General features: G+C 62.8%; 18 protein-coding genes and 1 pseudogene. 17 read left to right on the forward strand and 2 right to left on the reverse strand.

The window, feature by feature from the left end; translation table 11 throughout:
- The first annotated feature begins 5 nt into the window (after window positions 1-5).
- The 8 genes from trbE to XH96_RS08400 all read left to right on the forward strand — a co-directional run bounded on the left by trbE (window position 6) and on the right by XH96_RS08400 (window position 7,998).
- Complete coding sequence (gene trbE, locus XH96_RS08365) at window positions 6-2,447, forward strand: conjugal transfer protein TrbE (protein WP_194392094.1); 2,442 nt, start codon at window positions 6-8, stop codon at window positions 2,445-2,447.
- The gene (gene trbJ / locus XH96_RS08370) at window positions 2,444-3,172 is read left to right on the forward strand and encodes a P-type conjugative transfer protein TrbJ (protein WP_194392096.1); all 729 of its coding nucleotides are present in this window, start codon (window positions 2,444-2,446) and stop codon (window positions 3,170-3,172) included. The genes trbE and trbJ overlap by 4 nt, the downstream gene beginning before the upstream one ends.
- Entirely contained in the window at window positions 3,172-3,543 is a 372-nt protein-coding gene (trbK-alt, locus tag XH96_RS08375; RefSeq protein WP_194392098.1) for a putative entry exclusion protein TrbK-alt, read from the forward strand. The genes trbJ and trbK-alt overlap by 1 nt, the downstream gene beginning before the upstream one ends.
- Complete coding sequence (gene trbL, locus XH96_RS08380) at window positions 3,540-4,769, forward strand: P-type conjugative transfer protein TrbL (RefSeq protein WP_092220466.1); 1,230 nt, start codon at window positions 3,540-3,542, stop codon at window positions 4,767-4,769. Before trbK-alt ends, trbL begins: the two co-directional genes overlap by 4 nt.
- Window positions 4,770-4,848: 79 nt before the next feature.
- Complete coding sequence (trbF, locus tag XH96_RS08385; RefSeq protein ID WP_092220468.1) at window positions 4,849-5,532, forward strand: conjugal transfer protein TrbF; 684 nt, start codon at window positions 4,849-4,851, stop codon at window positions 5,530-5,532.
- Window positions 5,529-6,551, forward strand: a complete 1,023-nt coding sequence (gene trbG, locus XH96_RS08390; RefSeq protein ID WP_167381183.1) for a P-type conjugative transfer protein TrbG — start codon at window positions 5,529-5,531, stop codon at window positions 6,549-6,551. The genes trbF and trbG overlap by 4 nt, the downstream gene beginning before the upstream one ends.
- Complete coding sequence (locus XH96_RS08395; protein WP_092220470.1) at window positions 6,548-7,753, forward strand: TrbI/VirB10 family protein; 1,206 nt, start codon at window positions 6,548-6,550, stop codon at window positions 7,751-7,753. Before trbG ends, XH96_RS08395 begins: the two co-directional genes overlap by 4 nt.
- Window positions 7,754-7,755: 2 nt before the next feature.
- Window positions 7,756-7,998: a DUF2274 domain-containing protein gene (locus XH96_RS08400; protein WP_092220472.1), complete on the forward strand. Its 243-nt coding sequence runs from the start codon at window positions 7,756-7,758 to the stop codon at window positions 7,996-7,998.
- A 184-nt stretch (window positions 7,999-8,182) separates the two neighbouring features.
- Here XH96_RS08400 and XH96_RS08405 read toward each other — a convergent pair whose 3' ends face one another.
- Together XH96_RS08405 and XH96_RS08410 are read right to left on the reverse strand one after the other, a co-directional pair.
- Window positions 8,183-9,088, reverse strand: coding sequence for a TauD/TfdA family dioxygenase (locus tag XH96_RS08405; RefSeq protein WP_092220473.1), 906 nt, complete (start codon window positions 9,086-9,088; stop codon window positions 8,183-8,185).
- 909 nt (window positions 9,089-9,997) lie between these two features.
- The gene (locus XH96_RS08410; protein WP_092220475.1) at window positions 9,998-10,627 is read right to left on the reverse strand and encodes an FMN-binding negative transcriptional regulator; all 630 of its coding nucleotides are present in this window, start codon (window positions 10,625-10,627) and stop codon (window positions 9,998-10,000) included.
- 1,185 nt (window positions 10,628-11,812) lie between these two features.
- Between XH96_RS08410 and XH96_RS08415 the strand changes: the two genes are divergently transcribed.
- The 9 genes and pseudogenes from XH96_RS08415 to XH96_RS08460 all read left to right on the forward strand — a co-directional run.
- The gene (locus XH96_RS08415) at window positions 11,813-13,015 is read left to right on the forward strand and encodes a cytochrome P450 (protein ID WP_092220479.1); all 1,203 of its coding nucleotides are present in this window, start codon (window positions 11,813-11,815) and stop codon (window positions 13,013-13,015) included.
- A 92-nt stretch (window positions 13,016-13,107) separates the two neighbouring features.
- Window positions 13,108-14,409 carry a cytochrome P450 gene (locus tag XH96_RS08420; protein WP_092220481.1) on the forward strand — a complete coding sequence of 434 codons (1,302 nt, stop codon included), beginning with the start codon at window positions 13,108-13,110 and terminating at the stop codon, window positions 14,407-14,409.
- Complete coding sequence (locus XH96_RS08425; protein WP_092220483.1) at window positions 14,397-14,705, forward strand: ferredoxin; 309 nt, start codon at window positions 14,397-14,399, stop codon at window positions 14,703-14,705. Before XH96_RS08420 ends, XH96_RS08425 begins: the two co-directional genes overlap by 13 nt.
- Window positions 14,692-15,537 (forward strand): SDR family oxidoreductase, encoded by an 846-nt coding sequence (locus tag XH96_RS08430; RefSeq protein ID WP_092220485.1) that lies wholly within the window; start codon window positions 14,692-14,694, stop codon window positions 15,535-15,537. The genes XH96_RS08425 and XH96_RS08430 overlap by 14 nt, the downstream gene beginning before the upstream one ends.
- Window positions 15,537-16,880: a cytochrome P450 gene (locus XH96_RS08435; protein ID WP_194392100.1), complete on the forward strand. Its 1,344-nt coding sequence runs from the start codon at window positions 15,537-15,539 to the stop codon at window positions 16,878-16,880. Before XH96_RS08430 ends, XH96_RS08435 begins: the two co-directional genes overlap by 1 nt.
- A gap of 133 nt (window positions 16,881-17,013) precedes the next feature.
- Window positions 17,014-18,012, forward strand: a complete 999-nt coding sequence (locus XH96_RS08440) for a polyprenyl synthetase family protein (protein ID WP_092220495.1) — start codon at window positions 17,014-17,016, stop codon at window positions 18,010-18,012.
- A gap of 283 nt (window positions 18,013-18,295) precedes the next feature.
- Entirely contained in the window at window positions 18,296-19,846 is a 1,551-nt protein-coding gene (locus XH96_RS08445; protein WP_194392102.1) for a hypothetical protein, read from the forward strand.
- Window positions 19,843-20,745 (forward strand): hypothetical protein, encoded by a 903-nt coding sequence (locus XH96_RS08450; protein WP_092220491.1) that lies wholly within the window; start codon window positions 19,843-19,845, stop codon window positions 20,743-20,745. Before XH96_RS08445 ends, XH96_RS08450 begins: the two co-directional genes overlap by 4 nt.
- A gap of 98 nt (window positions 20,746-20,843) precedes the next feature.
- Window positions 20,844-21,601 (forward strand): annotated as a pseudogene (locus XH96_RS08460) (integrase arm-type DNA-binding domain-containing protein); the annotation flags it as partial.
- Window positions 21,602-21,831: the final 230 nt, after the last annotated feature.

Genomic DNA, 21,831 nt, shown 5'->3' on the forward strand with positions numbered 1-21,831 from the left:
ATAATATGATGAACCTTGCCGAATACCGCCATTCCAACGCGCGTCTTGCCGACTTCCTGCCGTGGGCCGCCTTGGTCGACGAGGGGATCATCCTGAACAAGGACGGCTCGTTCCAACGGACGGCGAAGTTCCGGGGACCTGACCTGGATAGCGCAGTGCCGGCTGAACTCGTCGCCGTCGCGGGTCGCCTGAATAACGCCCTGCGCCGCCTGGGATCTGGTTGGGCAGTCTTCGTTGAGGCGCAACGCCATTTTGCGGGTGCTTATCCGCCGAACACCTTTCCGGATGTCGCGTCCGCACTGGTCGACGCTGAGCGCCGAGCTCAGTTTGAAGAGGCGGACGCTCACTATGAATCCAGTTACTTCCTCACCTTTCTTTACCTGCCCCCCGAGGAGGGGGCCGCCAGGGCGGAGCGACTACTCTATGAGGGACGCGATCGGAGCGTTGGAGCCGACGCGCACGAGGTGCTGCGCGGGTTTGTCGATCAAACCAACCGCGTACTGCAACTCGTCGAAGGCTTCATGCCCGAATGCGCCTGGCTCGACGATCAGGACACACTGACCTACCTGCACTCGACGATCTCGACCAAGCGTCACCGCGTTCGGGTGCCCGAAATTCCCATGTACATCGATGCGCTCTTGGCCGACCAGCCGTTGACCGGCGGGCTAGAGCCAATGTTGGGCTCAGCCAATCTTCGGGTCCTGACGATTGTCGGCTTTCCGGGCGCTACGACCCCGGGGATCCTGGACGACCTGAATCGTCTGCCATTCTCGTATCGGTGGTCGACCCGGGCAATCATGCTCGACAAGATCGATGCCACCAAGCTTCTGACCAAGATTCGACGGCAGTGGTTCGCCAAGCGAAAGTCGATTGGCGCCATTCTCAAGGAGGTCATGACGAACGAGGCGTCGACGCTGCTCGATACCGACGCCCACAACAAGGCAATAGATGCCGACGCGGCTTTGCAGGAACTGGGGTCGGATCAGATCGGGCAAGCCTTTGTCACTGCAACAATTACCGTCTGGGATCGCGATCCCAATGCTGCCGACGAAAAGCTGAGGTTGGTCGAGAAGGTCATCCAGGGCCGCGATTTCACCTGTATGATCGAGACGGTGAACGCCGTTGAAGCGTGGCTCGGCAGTCTGCCCGGGCACGTCTACGCCAATGTGCGGCAGCCGCCGGTATCGACCCTCAACCTCGCCCATATGATTCCGATGTCGGCCGTGTGGGCCGGCGAGGCGAGGGATCTGCACTTCAAGGGTCCGCCGCTTCTGTTCGGCAAGACCGAGGGATCAACGCCGTTCCGATTCTCACTCCACGTCGGCGATGTCGGTCATACCCTCGTGGTGGGGCCGACAGGCGCTGGCAAGTCAGTGCTACTCGCGCTGATGGCGCTACAGTTCCGCCGCTATCCGAACTCTCAGGTTTTTGCGTTTGACTTCGGCGGTTCAATCCGGGCGGCCGCGCTCGCCATGAATGGCGACTGGCATGATCTCGGCGGTGCGCTGTCTGCCGGAGACGAGAACCCCGTCGCCCTGCAACCGCTGGCCTGGATCGACGATTCCGTCGAGCGGGGGTGGGCGACGGAATGGATCGGCGCGATCCTGGCGCGAGAAAAGCTTGAGATCACCCCGGAGGTCAAGGATCACCTGTGGTCGGCGCTGACGTCTCTTGCCTCGGCGCCGAGGGAGGAGCGCACCCTCACGGGCCTGTCGGTTCTGCTGCAATCGAACTCCCTGAAACGCGCCTTGCAACCTTATTGCCTCGGCGGTCCATCCGGGCGCTTGCTCGATGCTGAATTCGAGCGCCTTGGCGAGGCCTCGGTGCAGGCATTCGAGACCGAAGGCTTGATCGGAACGAGTGCTGCGCCGGCCGTGCTGGGGTACCTCTTCCATCGCATTGGTGATCGTCTCGACGGCCGGCCAACACTCCTGATTGTCGACGAAGGCTGGCTTGCCCTCGATGACGAGGATTTTGCAGGGCAACTCCGGGAATGGCTGAAGACGCTTCGGAAAAAGAACGCGTCCGTTATCTTCGCCACCCAGTCGCTTTCGGACATTGATGGATCTGCGATCGCGCCGGCCATCATCGAAAGCTGCCCAACGCGATTGTTGCTGCCGAACGAACGGGCGATCGAGCCGCAGATCACTGCCATCTACCGCCGCTTCGGCCTCAATGACCGCCAGATCGAGCTTCTGAGCCGGGCAACGCCAAAGCGCGACTACTATTGCCAGTCTCGTCGCGGCAACCGGATGTTCGAACTTGGTCTTGGCGAGATTGCGCTCACATTTACCGCAGCCTCTTCCAAGACAGACCAGGCTGTCATCACGCAACTCATCGCCGAACATGGAGCCGACGGCTTCGTGCCCGCCTGGCTCCAGCACCGTGGCGTCGCCTGGGCCCTCGACCTGATCCCCAATCTCGTCAATCTGGAGAAACCGCTATGAAGCGTCTTGGTCTGTTGGCGGCCGCTGGCACTGTCGCGCTAGTGCTTGGCGTCGCGGTGCCCGCACGGGCGCTGATTGTCTTCGATCCCAACAACTATGTTCAGAACGTCCTGACCGCCGCGCGGGAGCTCCAGCAGATCAACAATCAGATCATCTCGTTGCAGAACGAGGCGCAGATGCTCATCAATCAGGCGAAGAACCTGGCAAACCTTCCGTATTCATCGTTGCAGCAACTGCAATCCTCGATTCAGCGGACCCAGCAATTACTGGGCCAGGCGCAGCGCATTGCCTACGACGTCCAGCAGATCGATCGCGCGTTCTCGACGAACTACGCGCCGGCCGCTGGAAACCAATCCAGCCAGTTGCTCGTCACCAACGCTCAATCGCGGTGGCAAAATACTTACGCGGCAACACAAGACGCGCTTCGCGTCCAAGCCGGCATCGTTGACAATCTCGACACTAACCGCATCCAGACGTCCGCGCTCGTAACGTCAAGCCAAGGCGCTAGCGGCGCTCTGCAGGCAACGCAAGCTGGCAATCAGATCCTTGCGCTGAACGCGCAGCAGCTCGCCGACCTCACCGCTGTCGTGACGGCGCAAGGCCGGGCGCAGAGTCTTGAATCAGCTCAGCGCGCCTCGGCCCAGGATCAGGGACGAGAACAACTTCGGCGCTTCCTGACACCTGGGCAGGGCTATCAATCATCCAACGTGCAGATGTTCCACTAATGACCGACTTAAAGGCATTCAAGGCTTTGTCGCTGCTTACGACAATCGGCCTAGTAGCCGTCGCTGCCTGCACGATTCATCTGCGTGGCGGAGACAATTCTCCGCCGACACCGAAGGCGGAGCAGACGACCGATGCAACCAGCTCAGACCTCGCGCGCTGCCGCGGCGTCACTCCGGAAGAAACAGCGGATTATCGGCAATGTAAGGGCGTTTGGGCCGAAAACCGGCGACGCTTCTTGGGCAAGAAAGCCGGTGCCGCTGTTCCAGGCCAAGAGGAACCGCCCGTAACGTTGGCGCCCGCCCCAAAAGACCAGAGCCGGATCCCGCAAGGATATCCGCAACCGGTGACGCCCGAGGCGAGCAAGCCATGACGGGTACGGGGATCATCGACCAGTTCTTGGAAACGTTCACGCGTTATATCGATAACGGCTTCGGGCTGCTGCGAAGTGACGTCGGATATCTCGCCACGACTCTTGCCGCGATCGACATTACGCTTGCTGCGTTGTTCTGGAGTTGGGGGCCGGACGAGGATATCATCGCCCGTCTCGTCAAGAAGACGCTCTTCGTGGGCGTCTTTGCCTACCTCATCGGCAACTGGAACAGCTTGGCGCGCATCGTCTTCGAGAGCTTTGCCGGTCTTGGCTTGAAGGCATCTGGCACAAGTCTCTCCGCGTCGGACTTCCTGCGGCCGGGAAAGATCGCTCAAGTCGGACTCGACGCCGGCCGTCCGCTCCTCGACTCGATCTCCAACCTGATGGGCTACATCAGCTTCTTCGAGAATTTCGTCCAGATCGTCGTTCTCCTGTTCGCCTGGGTCGTGGTGTTGCTCGCCTTCTTCATTCTGGCGATCCAGCTCTTTGTCACCCTGATCGAGTTCAAGCTCACGACGCTTGCCGGCTTCGTGCTCATTCCGTTTGGCTTGTTTGGCAAGACCGCCTTCGCAGCAGAGCGGGTCCTGGGCAATGTCATATCCTCCGGAATCAAAGTCTTGGTCCTGGCCGTCATCGTCGGGATCGGATCGACCCTGTTCTCGCAGTTCACCGCTGGCTTTGGCGGCAATCAGCCAACCATCGAGGACGCGATGACACTGGTGCTCGCGGCGCTCTCCTTGCTGGGCCTCGGTATCTTCGGTCCGGGTATTGCAAACGGCCTGGTGTCGGGCGGACCTCAGCTCGGTGCCGGTGCCGCGGTTGGAACGGGCCTTGCTGCCGGTGGCATTGTTGCGGCGGGCGCGGGTCTTGCCGCCGGCGGTGTTGGTCTCGCTGGCGCCGCAATTGCTGGGGCCGCGCGCGGCGGGGGCGCCGTCTGGAGCGGAGCGTCCGCCGCCTATCGAAGCGGAGGCATTGCTGGCGTTGCCGAGGCTGGCGCCTCGGCTGCCATGAGCCCGTTGCGTCGTGCAGCCGCCGCACTCGGCGGAGGTGGGGAAACCGGTGCGTCGGCCGCGAGCACTTCGGCCGAAGGGCAACCCGATTGGGCGCGACGCATGAAGCGTGCCGAGACTATTCGGCACGGTGCATCAACAGCCGGCCAAGCGGTCCGCTCAGGCGATCATAGTGGCAGCGGCTCATCCGTCGATTTGTCTGAAGGAGAGCGCTGACACCTCACCCTACAGCGCCTCAAAATCCGAGCCACCGCACGACTTGAAACCGATCACTCGATACCAGGGGCAACCATCGATGTTCAAACGATCATCAGTACACTACGGGCGAATGCCCGAGCCGACTACGCCTTATCAAAAGGCAGCTCAGGTTTGGGACGAACGCATCGGATCGGCGCGAGTGCAAGCGAAGAACTGGCGCCTGATGGCATTCGGTTGCTTGATGCTTTCAGTCGGTCTCGCGGGTGGACTTGTCTGGCAATCAAATCAAGGCTCGATCACGCCGTGGGTGGTTGAGGTCGATCATCTTGGAAAGGCCCAAAGGGTTGCGCCAGCTAACATCGACTATCAGCCGACTGATGCGCAGATTGCCTACCATCTGGCGCGCTTTATCGAGGATGTCAGGAGCCTACCTGCCGACGGAATCGTTCTGCGCCAAAACTGGCTTCGGGCCTATGATTTTACAACCGATCGCGGCGCGGCTGCGCTCAACGACTTCGCGCGCAACAACGACCCGTTCGCAAAGCTGGGTAAGGCACAAATCTCCGTCGAGGTCTCGAGCGTCATTCGCGCCTCTTCGGAGAGCTTTCGGGCGGCTTGGACCCAGCGCACCTACGACAACGGTTCGTTGAGCTCGACTGAGCGCTGGACTGCAATTCTCTCGATCGTCATCGAGACGCCCCGCGACGCCGAACGCCTGCGCAAGAATCCGCTTGGCGTTTACGTCCGCGCGATCAACTGGTCAAAGGAGTTGAGTCAGTGACCAAGACGCAATTTGACGTCAATTCGAAGCGCAGCAAGCTCAATTCGGCTTGGACCGTGTTCGTGAACTCGAAGCGTGCAGTTCTGTCCGCTATTCTGCTTTGTCCGTCGGCGCTCGGTGGGTGCGCGACCTACATTCCGCCGGAGATCAGCTATGACACCGAAGTGCCTCCGCTATCGGCGACGCCGGTGGCTGTCAACGACAGATCGCGATCGCTTCACGTTCCACCCCTCTGGAAGCCCGCTCTCGGCGGCAAGTCGGGAGAGAAGGAAGATGCTGAACCCGTGAGCCGGGTTGAGACAGCAAATAGCGCAGCCCGGGTCGAACCGCGCAAGCGGGGCTATTTCAACGCGGCGCAAATCTACGCCTACAGTCCCGGCGCGCTCTATCAGATTTACGCCGCGCCGGGGCAGATCACGGATATCGCGCTCGAGGAGGGAGAACAGTTGACGGGATCAGGGCCGATCGCGGCCGGAGATACCGTACGCTGGGTCGTGGGCGATACCGAGAGCGGGAGCGGGGACACACGGCGTGTCCACATCCTGGTCAAGCCGACCCGAGCTTCGATCGAGACCAACCTGGTGGTCAATACTGACCGGCGCACCTACCTGATCGAGCTACGCTCCCGCGAGCGGCCATACATGCCATCCGTTGCCTGGTACTATCCTGAGACGGTACGCGAACGGTCGCGTTCAGCTGCTCTGAAGCCCGTCCTTCCGGATCCGGCGCAGCGAATCTCCCGCTATGCCATCGAAGGCGACAGTCCTCCCTGGCGGCCGCTCGCCGCATATGACGATGGCCGCAAGGTCTATGTCGAATTCCCGCAAGGCATCGTGCAGGGCGAGATGCCTCCGCTCTTCGCCATCGGTCCAGACGGCAAGACTGAACTCGTCAACTACCGCGCTTACGGCAACGTATTGATCGTCGATCGGCTATTTGCTGCCGCGGAACTGCGGCTTGGCGGCGAGCACCAGCAGAAGGTCCGCATTGTTCGGACCGACGGGAGGCCGTCGTCATGAACACCCGGAATGGAAACGATCAGGAACAAGCCGCTCCGCCTGAGACACAAGAGGATCAGTCCAGGAGCTTCCGCTTGAGAGCAGAGCATCCGCGCGTGACGCGATTGTCGCGGAAGATCCTGGCCGGCGGGAGCGCAGTTGCATTACTTGTCATCGGCGGAGCGGTGCTGTGGTCGCTGCAGAGCAATCATCCACGCAATCAAGCGGCCGATGAGCTTTACAGTACCGACCATCACAATGTTGCCGACGGAATTACGATGCTGCCGAAGGACTATGCCGGCGTTCCGCGCCAGCCAATCCCGCAGCTTGGTCCGCCGCTCCCCGGCGACCTTGGTCGGCCGATCCTTGCCGCTCAGGGCCAGTCACCGGCGATCGGCGCCGATCCGGAGCAGCAGCGCCGGGAACAAGAGACCGAGGCAGCCCGCACCAGCCATTTGTTCGCTGCGATCAATGGCGGAGCGCGTCCGCCCGCTGCGGCGGTTGAAAACGACCGAGTCACGCCACCGAATGCAACGAGCACTGGCGATGATGGATCTGCGCAGAACGGCCAGGACCGCAAGCTTGCCTTCGTGAACGCCTCTGTGGACCGCCGAGCGGTAAGCCCTGACCGTATTGCCAAACCCTCTTCACCATACATCGTGCAGGCTGGGACGGTGATTTCAGGGGCGCTTATCACCGGGATCCGATCGGACCTTCCAGGCCAAGTGACCGCGCAGGTCATGGAGAACCTTTTTGACTCACCGACCGGCCGCTTTCTGCTTGTGCCCCAGGGAGCGCGTCTGATCGGGGTCTACGATAGCCAGGTCGCTTTCGGCCAGTCCCGTGTCCTGCTCGTCTGGACCCGGTTGATCATGCCGAATGGACGTTCTATCGTTCTCGAGCGGCAGCCTGGCGCTGATGCCGCAGGATATGCAGGCCTCGAAGACCAGGTCGACAATCACTGGGGTGAGCTGTTTAAGGCTGCGGCACTGTCCACGTTTCTGGCGGTCGGGACCGAACTGGGAGCCGGCTCTGATACCAACAGCAACGACAGCGCAATCATCCAAGCATTGCGGCACGGCGCCTCGGACTCACTGAACCAGACCGGACAGCAGGTAGTTCGGCGCAGTCTCAACATCCAGCCCACGCTGACCGTGCGACCTGGTTTCCCGGTTCGTGTTCTCGTCAATCGCGACCTCATACTTGCGCCATATGGAGGATAGGGATGCCCAAGCTTAGAATAGGAGAGCTTCCAGACGACAAGCCGGTCAAAGTGAGTGCGGAGCTGCCCGCGGCCGTGCATCGTGATCTCATTGCATATGCAGAAGTGCTTACGCGTCAATGTGGTCAACTGGTCGATCCAACTAAACTCATCGCCCCAATGTTGGCGCGCTTTATGGCCACTGACCGAGAATTTTCTAAACTGAAACGTGAAGGCCACGTACCGGCCACCGGCGAAGGACAGTGATGCTCGTGGTTTCCTCGAAGCCGTTGCCCACGCTAAATAGTTGCCAGCACAGCGAAACGTTGCCGAGTTGGCATCAAGAGCTGAGATATGGCGTCGCAAAGTGCTTTCGAGTTTGCCCCGAAACAGCTCCGATTGCCAATTTCTCCCAGTTTTCAGCGCGGGGCGCGGGGGCGTCGACGTGCAGTTATTCGGTCATCTTTCGCGTTACACTGCTCCGGCCATCGACACTGACAGGCACGTCACCCTCGATCGTGGCCCGACGTACGACGCGATGCTGGTCCCCGTAATCGTTGACCGCGTAATGCTGCGTTGCGCGGTTATCCCACAGCGCAATATCGCCCTCTAACCAATTCCAACGCACAGTGTTTTCGGGCGCGGTGATGTGAGACTGGAGCAGATCGAATAGCTTTTGTCCGTCGTATTTGCGGATTCCAATAAAGTGCTTCACCAAGGCGCCGAGCACTAGCGTCCGCTCGCCCGTTTCGGGATGGACGCGTACGACGGGATGCTCGGTCTCAAAAACCGTTCTGGTGAACACCTCGTCAAAATGTTTCTTGTCGACCTCACGGACCCGCGCGATCCCGGCGTAATCGAAGACGTTGCTGTGAACGGCCCATAGGGCCTCGGCAAGCCGTTGTAGCGGCGGCGGCAGACCAAGATAAGCGGCAGCTGTGTTCGACCATACGGTGTCGCCTCCGAACATTGGCATTACAACGGCCCGCAGGACCAAAATCTTGGGATAGGCGTCGGCGAAGGTCCCATCCGCATGCCAAACGTCGGCACGACCGCCGCCGCGAGTGGAGTCCAGTTCGAGGAGCGACGCCATCCCTTTGGTAGCACCGAGCATCGGATGTGGCACTAGCTTTCCGAGACGAGCGGCAAAGCGCTCATGCTCAGCGTCATTGAGATGTCCTTGATTGCGGAAGAAGATCACCTTGTGCTCGAGCAATAAGCTGTTGATCGCGGCGATCGTGTGGTCCGGTAGGTCGCCTGATAGCTTGATATTTTTGACTTCGGCACCGATGCGCGCTGCACGTTTCGCAACATCGGTGCTCGGAATGGCGCCTCCGATCAAAGCGTTTGTGCTCATCTTTGCTTTTCCAAGCCTTTGCAGTTCTTCCTCACCCCTTGGGACAAATGATCTTCAGCAAGCATCGTGCCAAGCAAAACGCAAGTATGTACTCGATCATGGGCAGTAAACGAATCGTGGCATTTGGCACGAGTCACTCGAACTGAGCCAGTGGTTGGGCCGAGTGACGAAAGAACTCGCTCACCGAGCCACCCCTTCGAATGTCGAATCGCGAAGCGACACCAGGAGCGAGCAAACGGCAGGTCTTGAATGGCAATAGATTATGGTGGTCATGAATTATGTAGTCCGGCCCTGCCGCGCGGAAGCGCCCCTCGAAAACAAATCATCCCACGATTGATCCGTTGACGAGACCGAGATTGCGGGCAAGTTCCGTCCCAACTGGCATATCGCTCACTATGACGATGACGGTTCTTTCTGGGGACAAATCATTGGCCTGCATATACAAGCGTCGCGGCTCTTGCTTGCTCATGCTCCTAGACTGAGTTGCGCGGCCCGCAACTCGCTGAGGTGAGTCTCCATTCCAAGTCGTTGTCACTTGTGCGCGAATTGGTTCAACAATGTAATTGCTTCCGGGGGGCGAGATGGAGTTTGCAGAGCGTGAGCATTGCTGCCTCCGCGGCTCTTTTCTGGATTGCTTTGTTTTGAGCAATGGCCATCCCGGGCGGCGCAGGGAGCCGCAGAGTCGAATGGGCTTTCGAAAGTCTGGACGCTTACTATGCGCGTTGTACTGGACCTGACACAGATTGTGCCTCTGTCAGAATACGGACAAGTGTCTGCATAGTGCGGCAAGCCCGAGCTGACGTTTCCGTTCGTGAATTTCGCGAGTTAATTGATGGCCCGACCGCTGGGGTTCGTGAGAGCTGTAGATGTAAGATGGCTGCGGCGCTGCTGGTCATGCACATTTTCGTCTCAGTCCTGAACCAAGATAAGAGCTGCAACTTCCTGGTCCCGTGCCAGTTTGCTCGCCGCTAGGCCGGTGGCGATACCAATGCGATCAGGCGTGGGGCGGTTTTGGCTCATCTTGCGTTTGCCTTGGACCATGGTGATAGGGATGCGCACGCCGACGATTTCACGCAACTGGGCGCCGATGAAATCCGCCGGGGCATCGCTGACGGCCCAGGGCGTCGCACGTGATGTCTCATGGATATTCGTCAGACGCGTCACAACCTCAAGCAGGCGAGTGGGATCCTCGAAGAACTCAATCGGCCCATGGGCGTGGACCGCGATGTAATTCCATGTCGGAACCACATGTTCAGCTTGTCGCTTGCTAGGATACCAGGATGGCGTCACATAAGCCTCTGCGCCAGTAAAGATTGCCAGAGCTTCTCCGATCGGGGCCGTGCGCCATTGCGGATTGCCCTTCGCCAAGTGCCCGTATAGTGCGCCGTGTTCGCCTTCGCTCTCGTCGAGGAAGAGCGGAAGAGGCGTCGCAAGTGGCCCATCTGATGTCGCTGTGACTAGGTTGGCCAATCGGGCGCAGTGGATTGTCGCTCGAATATTCTCGATGTCGTCATCTCGAAAGTGGGTTGGTATGTACATGAAGGCTCTCCGTTGCAGGTCGTCGAGATAGACGCAAGTCGATATGCGAGAAAACTGCCAGTTTTAGTCGCTCCCGTAGAGCTTCTCCGCTTCCTCTTTCGACGTGACGGCTTCGGATTTATTTGGGACACGGGCAATTCCACTCAGCCGCTTCAGTGCGTGAAGCTGCCGTTGGGTTGGTGTTTCCGTAGCTATTTTCCTGCGGGCTGAGCCAGGCATCCATGGACCTTCAGAGCTCGTACCCCGGCTCGCCTGTATGAAGCGATCCGGCGGCTGTCCCTCGACCCGTACCGAGTCGGGTTAGGCGAACCAGTCCTTGATCTTGGCAAGATCGACACCGAGCTCTAAAGCCGTCTTCATCGTCTGAACGCGTCGGTGGGTAGAAGTCGAAGGTGATCGCAACCAACCGGTCATTAAACACGAGAGTTCCCGTCTATGGACGCCTCGCCCGAGGGCAATCGGCCGAGGAGATTGTCGATTCCATCGCTGACGCGCGATCAGGTTGAGGCCGCGACCGAATACGCCGTAGCGAGGGTGCCCCTATCTCCCGCGGAAGCGGGCGCTGGCAGAGCTAGCCGGCCTCGGGTTCGATGATGAAGCCGAGGCGGGCGAGGTTGCGCCGCGCCGGATTCCGCAACCGCGTATTTCATCGACGAGAACGCGGTTCTTGAGTTTGGCAATGGTGCCAACGCGAACGTGCGCAAGTGGCTTGCAACATGGTCCTAGATTAAAGCGCGCTCTGCGCGAGCGCGGCGCCCCCGGAACAGGAATTCGCCCGAGGGCATCGCCGTGTGCAGGTTCTCGGTCAGCGAGTGGAACGCACCCAATTGTCCTTCGAGCGAGGTCACGATGGCGAGCCGAGCAGCGCATCCCGCTGCAGGCCCGTGTTCTGAGACGCGCATGAGGCCAACCAACATAGGCGGATACCCATCTAAAATAGGTTTCCGTATGGTAGCGCATGGCGACAGAGTTTCCGCATATGTTTTGCGGCACCAGGCGCTTAGCCTAGGAGGCTACTACAAGATTCGGTAGCTGGCTAAAGCCAACTTGACGCCCTACGGTTCGGTTGCCTTCCCCGCCGCATCATCGACCAACAGAAGTGAACGCAAGCGCACGTAAAGTCGGTGACCGCAGCGCCTGTGGGCGCCTTGCGCCCCTCCATCGCTTAGAGAGTGAAGTGCTACCGTGTCCGAACAACCCCTGCCGATGCTGCCGATGTGGCGCGTCGATCACATCGAGCCCTCGCCCGAGATGTTGGCGCTGCGCGCCAACGGTCCGATACACCGCGTGCGTTTCCCGTCTGGGCACGAAGGCTGGTGGGTGACAGGCTACGACGAGGCCAAGGCGGCGCTGTCGGACGCGGCGTTCCGGCCGGCGGGAATGCCGCCGACGGCGTTCACCCCGGATTCGGTGATTCTTGGTTCGCCGGGGTGGCTCGTGTCGCACGAGGGGGGCGACCATGTCCGGTTACGCACGCTCGTCGCGCCGGCCTTCAGCAGCCGCAGGGTGAAGCTGCTGACGCCGCATGTCGAGGCGATCGCTGCGCAGTTGTTCGAGAACCTGGCGGCCCAGCGCCAGCCCGCCGACTTGCGGCGCCACCTCTCGTTTCCGCTTCCGGCGATGGTCATCAGCGCCCTGATGGGCCTGCTCTATGAGGATCACGCCTTTTTCGCTCGGCTGTCCGACGAGGTGATGACGCACCAGCATGAAAGCGGCCCGCGCAGGGCGTCGCGCTTGGCCTGGGAAGAACTGCGCGCCTACATTCGCGACAAGATGCGGGACAAGCGCCAGAATCCGGGCGACAACCTGCTGACGGATCTGCTCGCGGCGGTCGACCAGGGCAAGGCGACCGAGGAAGAAGCAATCGGCCTGGCGGCAGGCATGCTAGTGGCGGGGCACGAGAGCACCGTCGCGCAGATCGAATGCGGCCTGCTGGCCATGTTCCGCCATCCGCAACAGCGCGAACGCCTGGTCGGCGATCCATCCCTGGTGGACAAGGCCGTGGAGGAAATCCTGCGCATGTATCCGCCGGGCGCGGGCTGGGACGGCATCATGCGCTATCCGAAAACCGACGTGACCATCGCGGGCGTGCATATTCCCGCCGAGAGCAAGGTGCTGGTCGGCCTGCCGGCAACGTCGTTCGATCCTCGCCATTTCGACGCGCCGGAAATCTTCGACATCGGGCGCCAGGAAAAGCCGCACCTGGCGTTCTCTTACGGTCCGCACTCCTGTATCGGCGGAGAGCTGGCCAGGCTGGAACTCAAGGCGGTGTTCGGTTCGATCTTCAAGCGCTTTCCCGCGCTGCGCTTGGCCGTCGCGCCCGAACAATTGAAGTTGCGCAAGGAGATCATCACTGGCGGGTTCGAGGAGTTCCCGGTTTTCTGGTGATGTGCGGACGCCGCTGGGGACGCAATCGTGTCCGCGGTTTGCCGGCGCACCTGCCTGCATCGCTCAGATCAGCCAGCCAACAGGTAACGAAGATGGACGTGCAAGAAACCACGGCAGCATGCCGGGACGCGTTCGCCGAACTGGCGTCGCCAGCGTGGATCCACGACCCGTATCCGTTCATGCGGTGGTTGCGCGAGCACGACCCGGTGCATCGCGCGGCGTCGGGCCTTTTTCTGTTGAGCCGCCACGCCGACATCTGCTGGGCCCTCAAGGCCACGGGCGATGCGTTTCGGGGACCGCCGCCGGGCGAACTGGCGCGCTATTTTCCGCATGCGGCGACCAGCCTGTCGCTCAATCTGCTGGCCTCCACGCTAGCGATGAAGGACCCACCGACGCATACGCGTCTGCGGCGGCTGATCTCGCGCGATTTCACCATGGGCCAGATCGACAACCTGCGGCCGAGCATCGCGCGGATCGTCGAAGCGCGGCTGGACGGCATGACGCCCGCGCTGGAGCGCGGGGAGGCCGTGGACCTGCATCGGGAATTCGCGCTGGCCTTGCCCATACTGGTCTTCGCCGAACTGTTCGGCATGCCCCAGGACGACATGTTCGGGCTCGCCGCGGGCAACGGCGCCATTTTGGAGGGCCTGAGCCCACACGCCAGCGATTCCCGGCTCGCCGCGGCGGACGCGGCCAGTGCCAAAGTGAAGGCCTACTTCGGCGCTCTCATACAGCGTAAGCGCACCGATCCGTGCCACGACATCGTGTCGATGTTGGTCCTCGCACACGACGATGATGCCGACACGCTTTCAGATGCGGAGTTGATCAGCATGTTGTGGGGCATGCTGCTGGGTGGCTTCGTCACCACTGCTGCGACCATCGACCATGCGGTCCTGGCGATGCTGGCCTATCCCGAACAGCGGCACTGGCTGCAGGGAGACGCCATGCGGGTGAAGGCATTCGTCGAAGAGGTCCTGCGTTGCGACGCGCCCGCCATGTTCAGCTCCATTCCGCGTATCGCCCAGCACGACATCGAATTAGGCGGGGTGGTGATCCCGAAGAACGCGGACGTACGCGTGCTGATCGCGTCTGGGAATCGCGATTCCGACGCCTTCGCCGATCCCGACCGCTTCGATCCTTCCCGGTTCTACGGCACTAGTCCCGGCATGTCGACCAACGGGAAGATCATGCTGAGCTTCGGCCACGGCATCCACTTCTGCCTCGGTGCGCAACTGGCCCGGGTGCAGTTGGCCGAAAGTTTGCCGCGGATTCAGGCGCGCTTCCCCACGCTGGCATTGGCCGAGCTGCCGACCCGGGAGCCCTCCGCATTCCTAAGGACGTTCACCGCGCTGCCGGTGCGGCTGCGTGCGCAGGGGCTGCGATGCGAGTCTTAGTCGACCAGGATCTGTGCGGAACCAGCGGACAGTGCGCGCTGACGCTACCGGGTATTTTTCGCCAGCGCGAATCGGACGGCGTGGCCGAAGTGTGCGGGGCGACAGTTCCGCAGGCGCTGCACGCGGCCGTGCGTCTCGCAGCCAGCCAGTGCCCGGTCGCCGCCATTCGGGTCATCAGAAGCGAAGCTAGCCGTGAGGAGCGCGCCAGCGCCGACAGTGCGCCTTCTCCAGCGGACGCGGAGCGGCATGCCGCGAGAGACCAACGCAATCCAAGAGGACACGATGGGACGGTTTGAAGGCAAGGTGGCCGTGGTGACCGGCGCCGGCGCCGGGATCGGCAAGGCATGCGCCCTCGCAATCGCGCGCGAGGGCGGCAAAGTGGTGGTCGCCGACATCGATGGTTCGGCGGCCACGGCTTGTACCGCCCAAATCGCGGCCGAGGCGGGCCACGCGCTGGCTCTGGCCATCAACATTGCCGAGGCGCAGGCTGTGGCAGCGCTGTTCGATGCGGCGGAGCGGCACTTCAGTGCGGTCGATCTCCTGGTGAACAATGCGGGCGCCATGCATCTGACTCCGCGCGACCGCGCGATCCTCGACCTGGACCTGGCGGTCTGGGATGAGACCATGGCAACCAATCTGCGCGGCACATTGCTCTGCTGCCGGCGGGCCATCCCTGGGATGATCGCCCGCGGCGGTGGCGCGATTGTCAACATGTCGTCGTGCCAGGGGCTCAGCGGTGACACCACGCTGACGTCCTACGCCGCATCGAAGGCGGCGATGAACATGCTATCGGCCTCGCTCGCCACCCAGTACGGTCATGCGAAGATCCGCTGCAACGCGGTTGCGCCGGGTCTCATCATGACCGAGCGTCTCCTGGCCAAGCTGGACGAGTGCATGCAACGGCATCTGCGCCGGCACCAGCTCCTGCCGCGCGTCGGCCGCCCCGAGGACGTGGCCGCGCTGGTGGCGTTCCTACTCTCTGACGATGCTGCGTTCATCACCGGCCAAGTGGTGTGCATCGATGGCGGCATGCTGGCGCATGTGCCGACGTACGCCGACGGTGGAAACAGCCGCGCCGCGCCGCCTTCCGGCGAGACCGCCGAAGCGGCTGCGTCGCCGCGCTGGTGATGGACATGCTGCTCAACCCGCTGAACCGTCGAGATCGGCTGCGGCACGACATCCCGGTCGTGCCCGGCGCTTTCCCCTTGGTCGGGCACCTTCCCGCTATCGTCTGCGACCTGCCGCGCCTGCTGCGGCGTGCGGAACGGACGCTGGGCAGCCACTTCTGGCTGGACTTCGGCCCGGCCGGACACATGGTGACCTGTCTGGATCCGGATGCGATCGCACTGCTCCGCCACAAGGATGTGTCCTCGGCGCTGATCGAAGATATCGCGCCCGAATTGTTCGGTGGAACGTTGGTCGCCCAGGACGGCGGCGCGCACCGGCAGGCGCGCGGCGCGATCCAGGCGGCGTTCCTGCCCACGGCGCTGACCCAGGCGGGCATCGGCGAGCTGTTCGCGCCCGTCATCCGGGCGCGGGTGCAGAGGTGGCGCGACCGGGGCGACGTAACCATCCTGCGCGAAACCGGCGATCTAATGCTCAAACTCATCTTCAGCCTCATGGGAATCCCCGCGCAGGACCTGCCGGAATGGCGTCGCAAGTACCGGCAACTTCTGCAGTTGATCGTCGCGCCCCCGGTCGACCTGCCCGGACTGCCCTTGCGGCGCGGTCGGGCCGCCCGAGACTGGATCGATGCGCGGTTGCGCGAGTTCGTTCGCGACGCGCGCGAACATGCCGCGCCCACCGGGTTGATCAACGACATGGTGAGCGCCTTCGACCGGAGCGACGATGCGCTCTCCGATGAGGTCCTAGTCGCCAATATCCGCTTGCTGCTGCTCGGTGGTCACGACACCACGGCGTCGACTATGGCCTGGATAGTAATCGAGCTGGCACGGCAGCCTGGGCTGTGGGACGCTCTGGTCGAGGAGGCGCAACGGGTGGGCGCGGTGCCGACCCGGCACGCGGACTTGGCGCAGTGTCCGGTCGCCGAAGCGCTGTTCCGCGAGACGCTGCGCATGCATCCGCCGACGCCGCTCCTGGTGCGTCGCGCAGTGCGTGAATTGCGACTCGGCCAACGGCGCATTCCCGCGGGCACCGATCTATGCATCCCGGTGCTGCATTTCTCGACCTCGGCGCTGCTGTACGAGGCGCCTCATCAGTTTCGCCTGGCGCGGTGGCTGGAACGCACCGAGCCTATCCGGCCGGTGGACATGCTGCAGTTCGGGACCGGCCCACACGTCTGCATCGGCTACTACCTGGCATGTCTGGAACTGGTGCAGTTCTGCGTCGCCTTGGCGCTGACCATGCACGAGGGCGGGACGCGGCCGCGGTTGCTGAACGGCGTCGAAAAAGGCCGCCGCTATTACCCGACCGCACATCCGTCCATGACTATCCGCATCGGATTCTCATGAGCTGGGCATCACATGCCCCTATGGTGAGGCAGGGGCGCTGGCGAGGCGCGGGATTGCTGCACTCGGCGCGCGCTCGGTGCGACGCAGACAACACCGCGGCGGCTCGCCTGTCAGGGACAAGGACATGAACAACATGCAGCCCGGCTCTACGCCACAGGATGACAGAAGTGGTGATTCCGCGCTCGGCGGATTGGGCGCGCAGGCGCGGGGCGCATCCGGCGGGCTGCTGCCCGAGATCTGGATGCATGAGGGCGCAAACCGGATCGAACAGGTGCTGGCGCGTCTTCTCTGCGCCCAACACGACGGTGAGACCGAGCTGATGGCGGCGATGCGCTACGCCACCTTGCATGGCGGGAAGCGCACCCGCGGCTTGCTATGTCTGGCTGCCGGCACACTGGCCGACGCGCCGGCGCACATGCTCGATGACGTTGGCGCCGCCATCGAGATGATACACGCCTGCACCCTGGTCCACGACGATCTGCCCGCGATGGACGACGACGTGCTTCGCCGCGGCCTTCCGACCGTGCACGTCAAGTTCGGCGAAGCTACAGCGATCCTGGTCGGGGATGCGCTGCAAGCGCACGCCTTCCTGACCCTGGCGAGCCTGGACGCGCCGGGCGACAACCGTATCGCGCTCGTGCGCGAACTGGCGCAGGCGGTGTCAGCCGAGGGTGCCGCCGGCGGGCAGGCCTTGGATCTGTCTCTGGTGGGAAAGCACGTCGAGCTGGACAGGATCGTGGCGATGCACCGGATGAAGAGCGGAGCGCTAGTGCGCGCGTCCGTTCGCATGGGCGCCCTATGCGCTCTAGCGGAGAATGCCGCGCACGCTGCGCTGTACTGTGCGCTCGATCACTACAGCGCCTGTTTCGGCCTGGCGTTGCAGGTGATCGATGACATTCTCGACGTGACAGCGGATGCCGCGACGCTGGGCAAGACCCCCGGCAAGGACGCGGCGGCGCAGAAGCCGACCTGCGCGTCGATCATGGGACTGCAGGCAGCACGCCAGTTCGCGCTGGATCTGTTGCGCGATGCCGGGGAGGCCATCGCGCCGCTGGGACCGCGTGCGGAACGGTTGGCGCAACTCCTAGAGCGGGCCAACGCGTATCTTTTCAAGCACGCGCCATGCGCATGAGCGCGCCCGTCCGGATGAAGACGCCCTCGTGCCGCTGCGATCGACGGCGAGAGATGCTGCACTTTGTCCGAGTCGCCGTGCCGATCGCAGCGGTTGCCCGCCCCGGCGCACGCGGCGCCCCGCGCGCAAGCCTACGCGGCGGACCGGCGCGAGCATCGGGGACCTCGCCACGCCGGAGCAGGGCGGCCGTCCGGCGCTGCCTACGCGACGAGCATGCGGGCGACATGGGCTGCGTCTGCCCGATCCCGGTTCTCTTCAATCGTCTGCATAAGGAACATCCATCGTGAACGCGCTGTCCGAACAGATTCTTTCCGAATTGCGCGGCCTGCTGAGCGAAATGAGCGATGGCGGCAGCGTCGGTCCGTCCGTCTACGACACGGCGCGGGTGCTGCGCTTCCACGGCAACGTCACCGGTCGGCAGGACGCATACGCGTGGCTCATCGCGCAGCAACAGGCCGACGGCGGATGGGGAAGCGCGGACTTCCCGCTGTTCCGGCATGCGCCCACCTGGGCAGCGTTATTGGCATTGCAGCGCGCCGATCCTCTTCCCGGTGCTGCCGACGCTGTCGGGGCTGCAATCCGGTTCCTCCAGGTCCAACCCGATCCCTACGCGCATGCGGTGCCGGAAGACGCGCCGATCGGCGCGGAGTTGATCCTGCCGCAGTTTTGCGGTGAGGCCGCATCCTTGCTGGGTGACGCGGCGTTTCCGCGCCATCCAGCGCTGTTGCCGTTGCGACAAGCGTGCCTGGACAAGCTGCGGGCATTGGCGATGTTGCCGAGCGGTCATCCGTTGCTGCACTCCTGGGAAGCCTGGGGGACGTCGCCGACGACCGCATACCCGGATGACGAGGGCAGCATCGGCATCAGTCCGGCGGCCACCGCCGCGTGGCGTGCGTACGCCGTGACGCGGGGAAGCACGCCACAGGTCGGGCGCGCGGATGCGTATCTCCAGATGGCATCGCGGGCGACGCGCAGCGGCATCGAAGGCGTCGTTCCCAACGTGTGGCCGATCAATGTGTTCGAGCCATGCTGGTCGCTGTACACCCTTCATCTGGCCGGGCTGTTCGCGCATCCCGCGCTCGCCGAGCCGGTCCGCGTGATTGTCACGCAGCTCGACGCCCGCCTGAGCGTGCGCGGTCTGGGTCCGGCCTTGCATTTCGCGGCTGATGCGGACGACACGGCCGTTGCGTTATGCGTCTTGCACCTTGCAGGCCGCGACGCGGCGGTCAATGCGTTGCGCCATTTTGAAATCGGCGAGCTGTTCGTCACCTTCCCCGGCGAGCGCAATGCCTCGGTGTCGACCAACATCCACGCCCTGCATGCGTTGCGACTGTTGGGAAAGCCGGCCGCCGGCACCAGCGCCTACGTCGAGGCCAATCGCAACCCGCACGGTCTATGGGACAACGAAAAATGGCACGTTTCGTGGCTGTATCCCACCGCGCATGCGGTCGCTGCGCTGGCGCAAGGCAAGCCCCAGTGGCGGGACGAGCGCGCGCTGGCGGCGCTGCTGCAGGCGCAGCGCGGCGACGGCGGCTGGGGCGCCGGTCGCGCGTCCACATTCGAGGAAACCGCCTATGCGTTGTTCGCATTACGCGTGATGGACGAGAGAGAAAACACCACAGGGCGCTGGCGCATCGCACAGGTGGTGGCGCGTGCGCTAGAGTGGATGCTCGCCCGCCATGCGGCGCATGCACTGCCGAAAACGCCATTGTGGATCGGCAAGGAACTGTATTGCCCCACTCGGGTCGTGCGCGTGGCCGAACTCGCCGGCTTGTGGCTGGCGCTTCGTTGGGGGCGGCCCGTCCTGACCGAAAGAGCAGGAGCGACCCCATGATCCCGGCAGAACGCGCGCTGCATCAGGTGCTGGAGTGGGGGCGTTCCCTGACCGGGTTCGCTGACGAGCATGCCGTGGAAGCGGTCAGCGGTGGCCAGTACATTCTGCAGCGTATCCGCTCGAGCCTGCGTGACATCAGCGCCCGCACCGGTCGCGATCCGCAGGACGAAACACTTATCGTGGCGTTCTATCGCGAACTGGCGCTGCTGTTCTGGCTCGACGATTGCAACGACCTTGGCCTGATCGTGCCGGAGCAGCTCGCCGCGGTGGAGCTGGCGCTGGGGCAGGGCGAGCCGTGCGCGCTCCCCGGATTCGAGGGCTGCGCTGTGCTGCGCGCTTCGCTGGCCGCGCTAGCCTACGATCATCGCGACTATGCTCAGCTTCTCGCCGATACTAGGCGCTACTGCGCGGCGCTCCGCGCCGGACACGCGCGGGCGGCAGGGCCGGAACGCTGGTCCTACGCCGAGTACCTGCATAACGGCATCGATTCGATAGCCTACGCCAACGTGTTCTGTTGCCTGTCGTTGCTGTGGGGGCTGGACATGGCGACCTTGCGCGCGCGTCCGGCGTTTCGCCAGGTCCTGCGACTCATCTCTGTGATAGGGCGCCTGCAGAACGATCTGCACGGACGCGACAAGGACACGTTGGCCGGCGAGGCCGACAACGCGGCGATCCTGCTGCTTCAGCGCTATCCAGCTATGCCTGCGGTGGAGTTCCTCAACGACGAGCTGGCCGGCTATACGCGCATGCTGTACCGGGTGACGGCGGAAGAGTGCTTTCCGGCGCCGTGGGGATCGTTAATCGAGGCCATGGCGGCCATGTCCACGCGGTACTACCAGACCTCGGCCACCCGCTACCGAAGCGACCCTCAGGGGCGAGACCAGCGTTCGCCGGCCTGAAGTCGCAGGAGGCGCGCCGTGCGCGCGCTGCCGCGGTCCGGTCCGACGCAACGCCGTGGCCCGATGCGACGGATGGAGCGAGCATGAGCAATACCGCTCTGTGCCGGCGCAAGGACGACGATCTGGAGATCGTGTTGGATCCGCGACACGACGTGACCTTTGCTGGTTTCGGTCTGCGCATCTTCACTTCCGGCCAAGCGTAGCTGCGTCATCCAATACAGATTACTAGGCCGCTCGCGCCGCTATACCATTGGCTTGCATGGCGTCTGGACCGGCCAAAAGCCGAGGCAGGAGGCGAAGGTCCAATTGGGGCGTATCGCACAGAGCGACAATCCCGCGGAGGAACGCCAGCTCTCGCAAGGCGATCACCGTCAAGGAGCTCTGCGCTCTTTACCTCAACTATCTGAACGCCGGCCCTATCCTAGGAAAGGGTGGACGGCCGAAGAAGCCCAGTACCATCATCACCGATACCCGCCGCATTCGAGCGCCATATCATCCCGCTTCTTAGCAAGCGGCGCGTGAGACAAACCAAGCAGACATCAAAGGTACTGAAGGATATCATGGCCGGCAAGACGCGAGCCTCGGTCAAGACAAAAAAGCTACGCGGGAAAGTCATTGTTCGCAGTGGCAACGCGGACGGCCGGGCTTCTTGGCGGCATTCTCACGTACGCCGTCGAGGCGGGAATCATCGCCATCAATCCCTGGTCTGAGAAAAGCGGACAACGTGCGGAGCCGCCGGCTCAGAGAAGCCGAAATATCGGATAATTGGCGAGATACTGCGAAATAGCAGCAAGAAGGACGGGAAGTACGTCACGACGGCCGACATCATCCGCAGATAACCGGCTGCCGGAGGAGCTAGGTGATCGGTCTGATGTGGACCGAGGCCGATAGACGGCTAAGGCGGCGACCTTAGAGTCCCCCTTCGATCACACGGAAACGAGGGCGCCCATTTTTGTACGGCGAAACGGCACCGGCGTGCGTTGTATCGGTCACGCTGAGCGCGCCTGCAATTTGGGCAGACAAAAAGGTGGGCAATTATCGATTCCGGAGTGTCTCGCACCAACTCCGACCGAAACCATCTCATGG

This window comes from Bradyrhizobium sp. CCBAU 51765, assembly GCF_015291725.1.
GTDB lineage: Bacteria > Pseudomonadota > Alphaproteobacteria > Rhizobiales > Xanthobacteraceae > Bradyrhizobium > Bradyrhizobium liaoningense.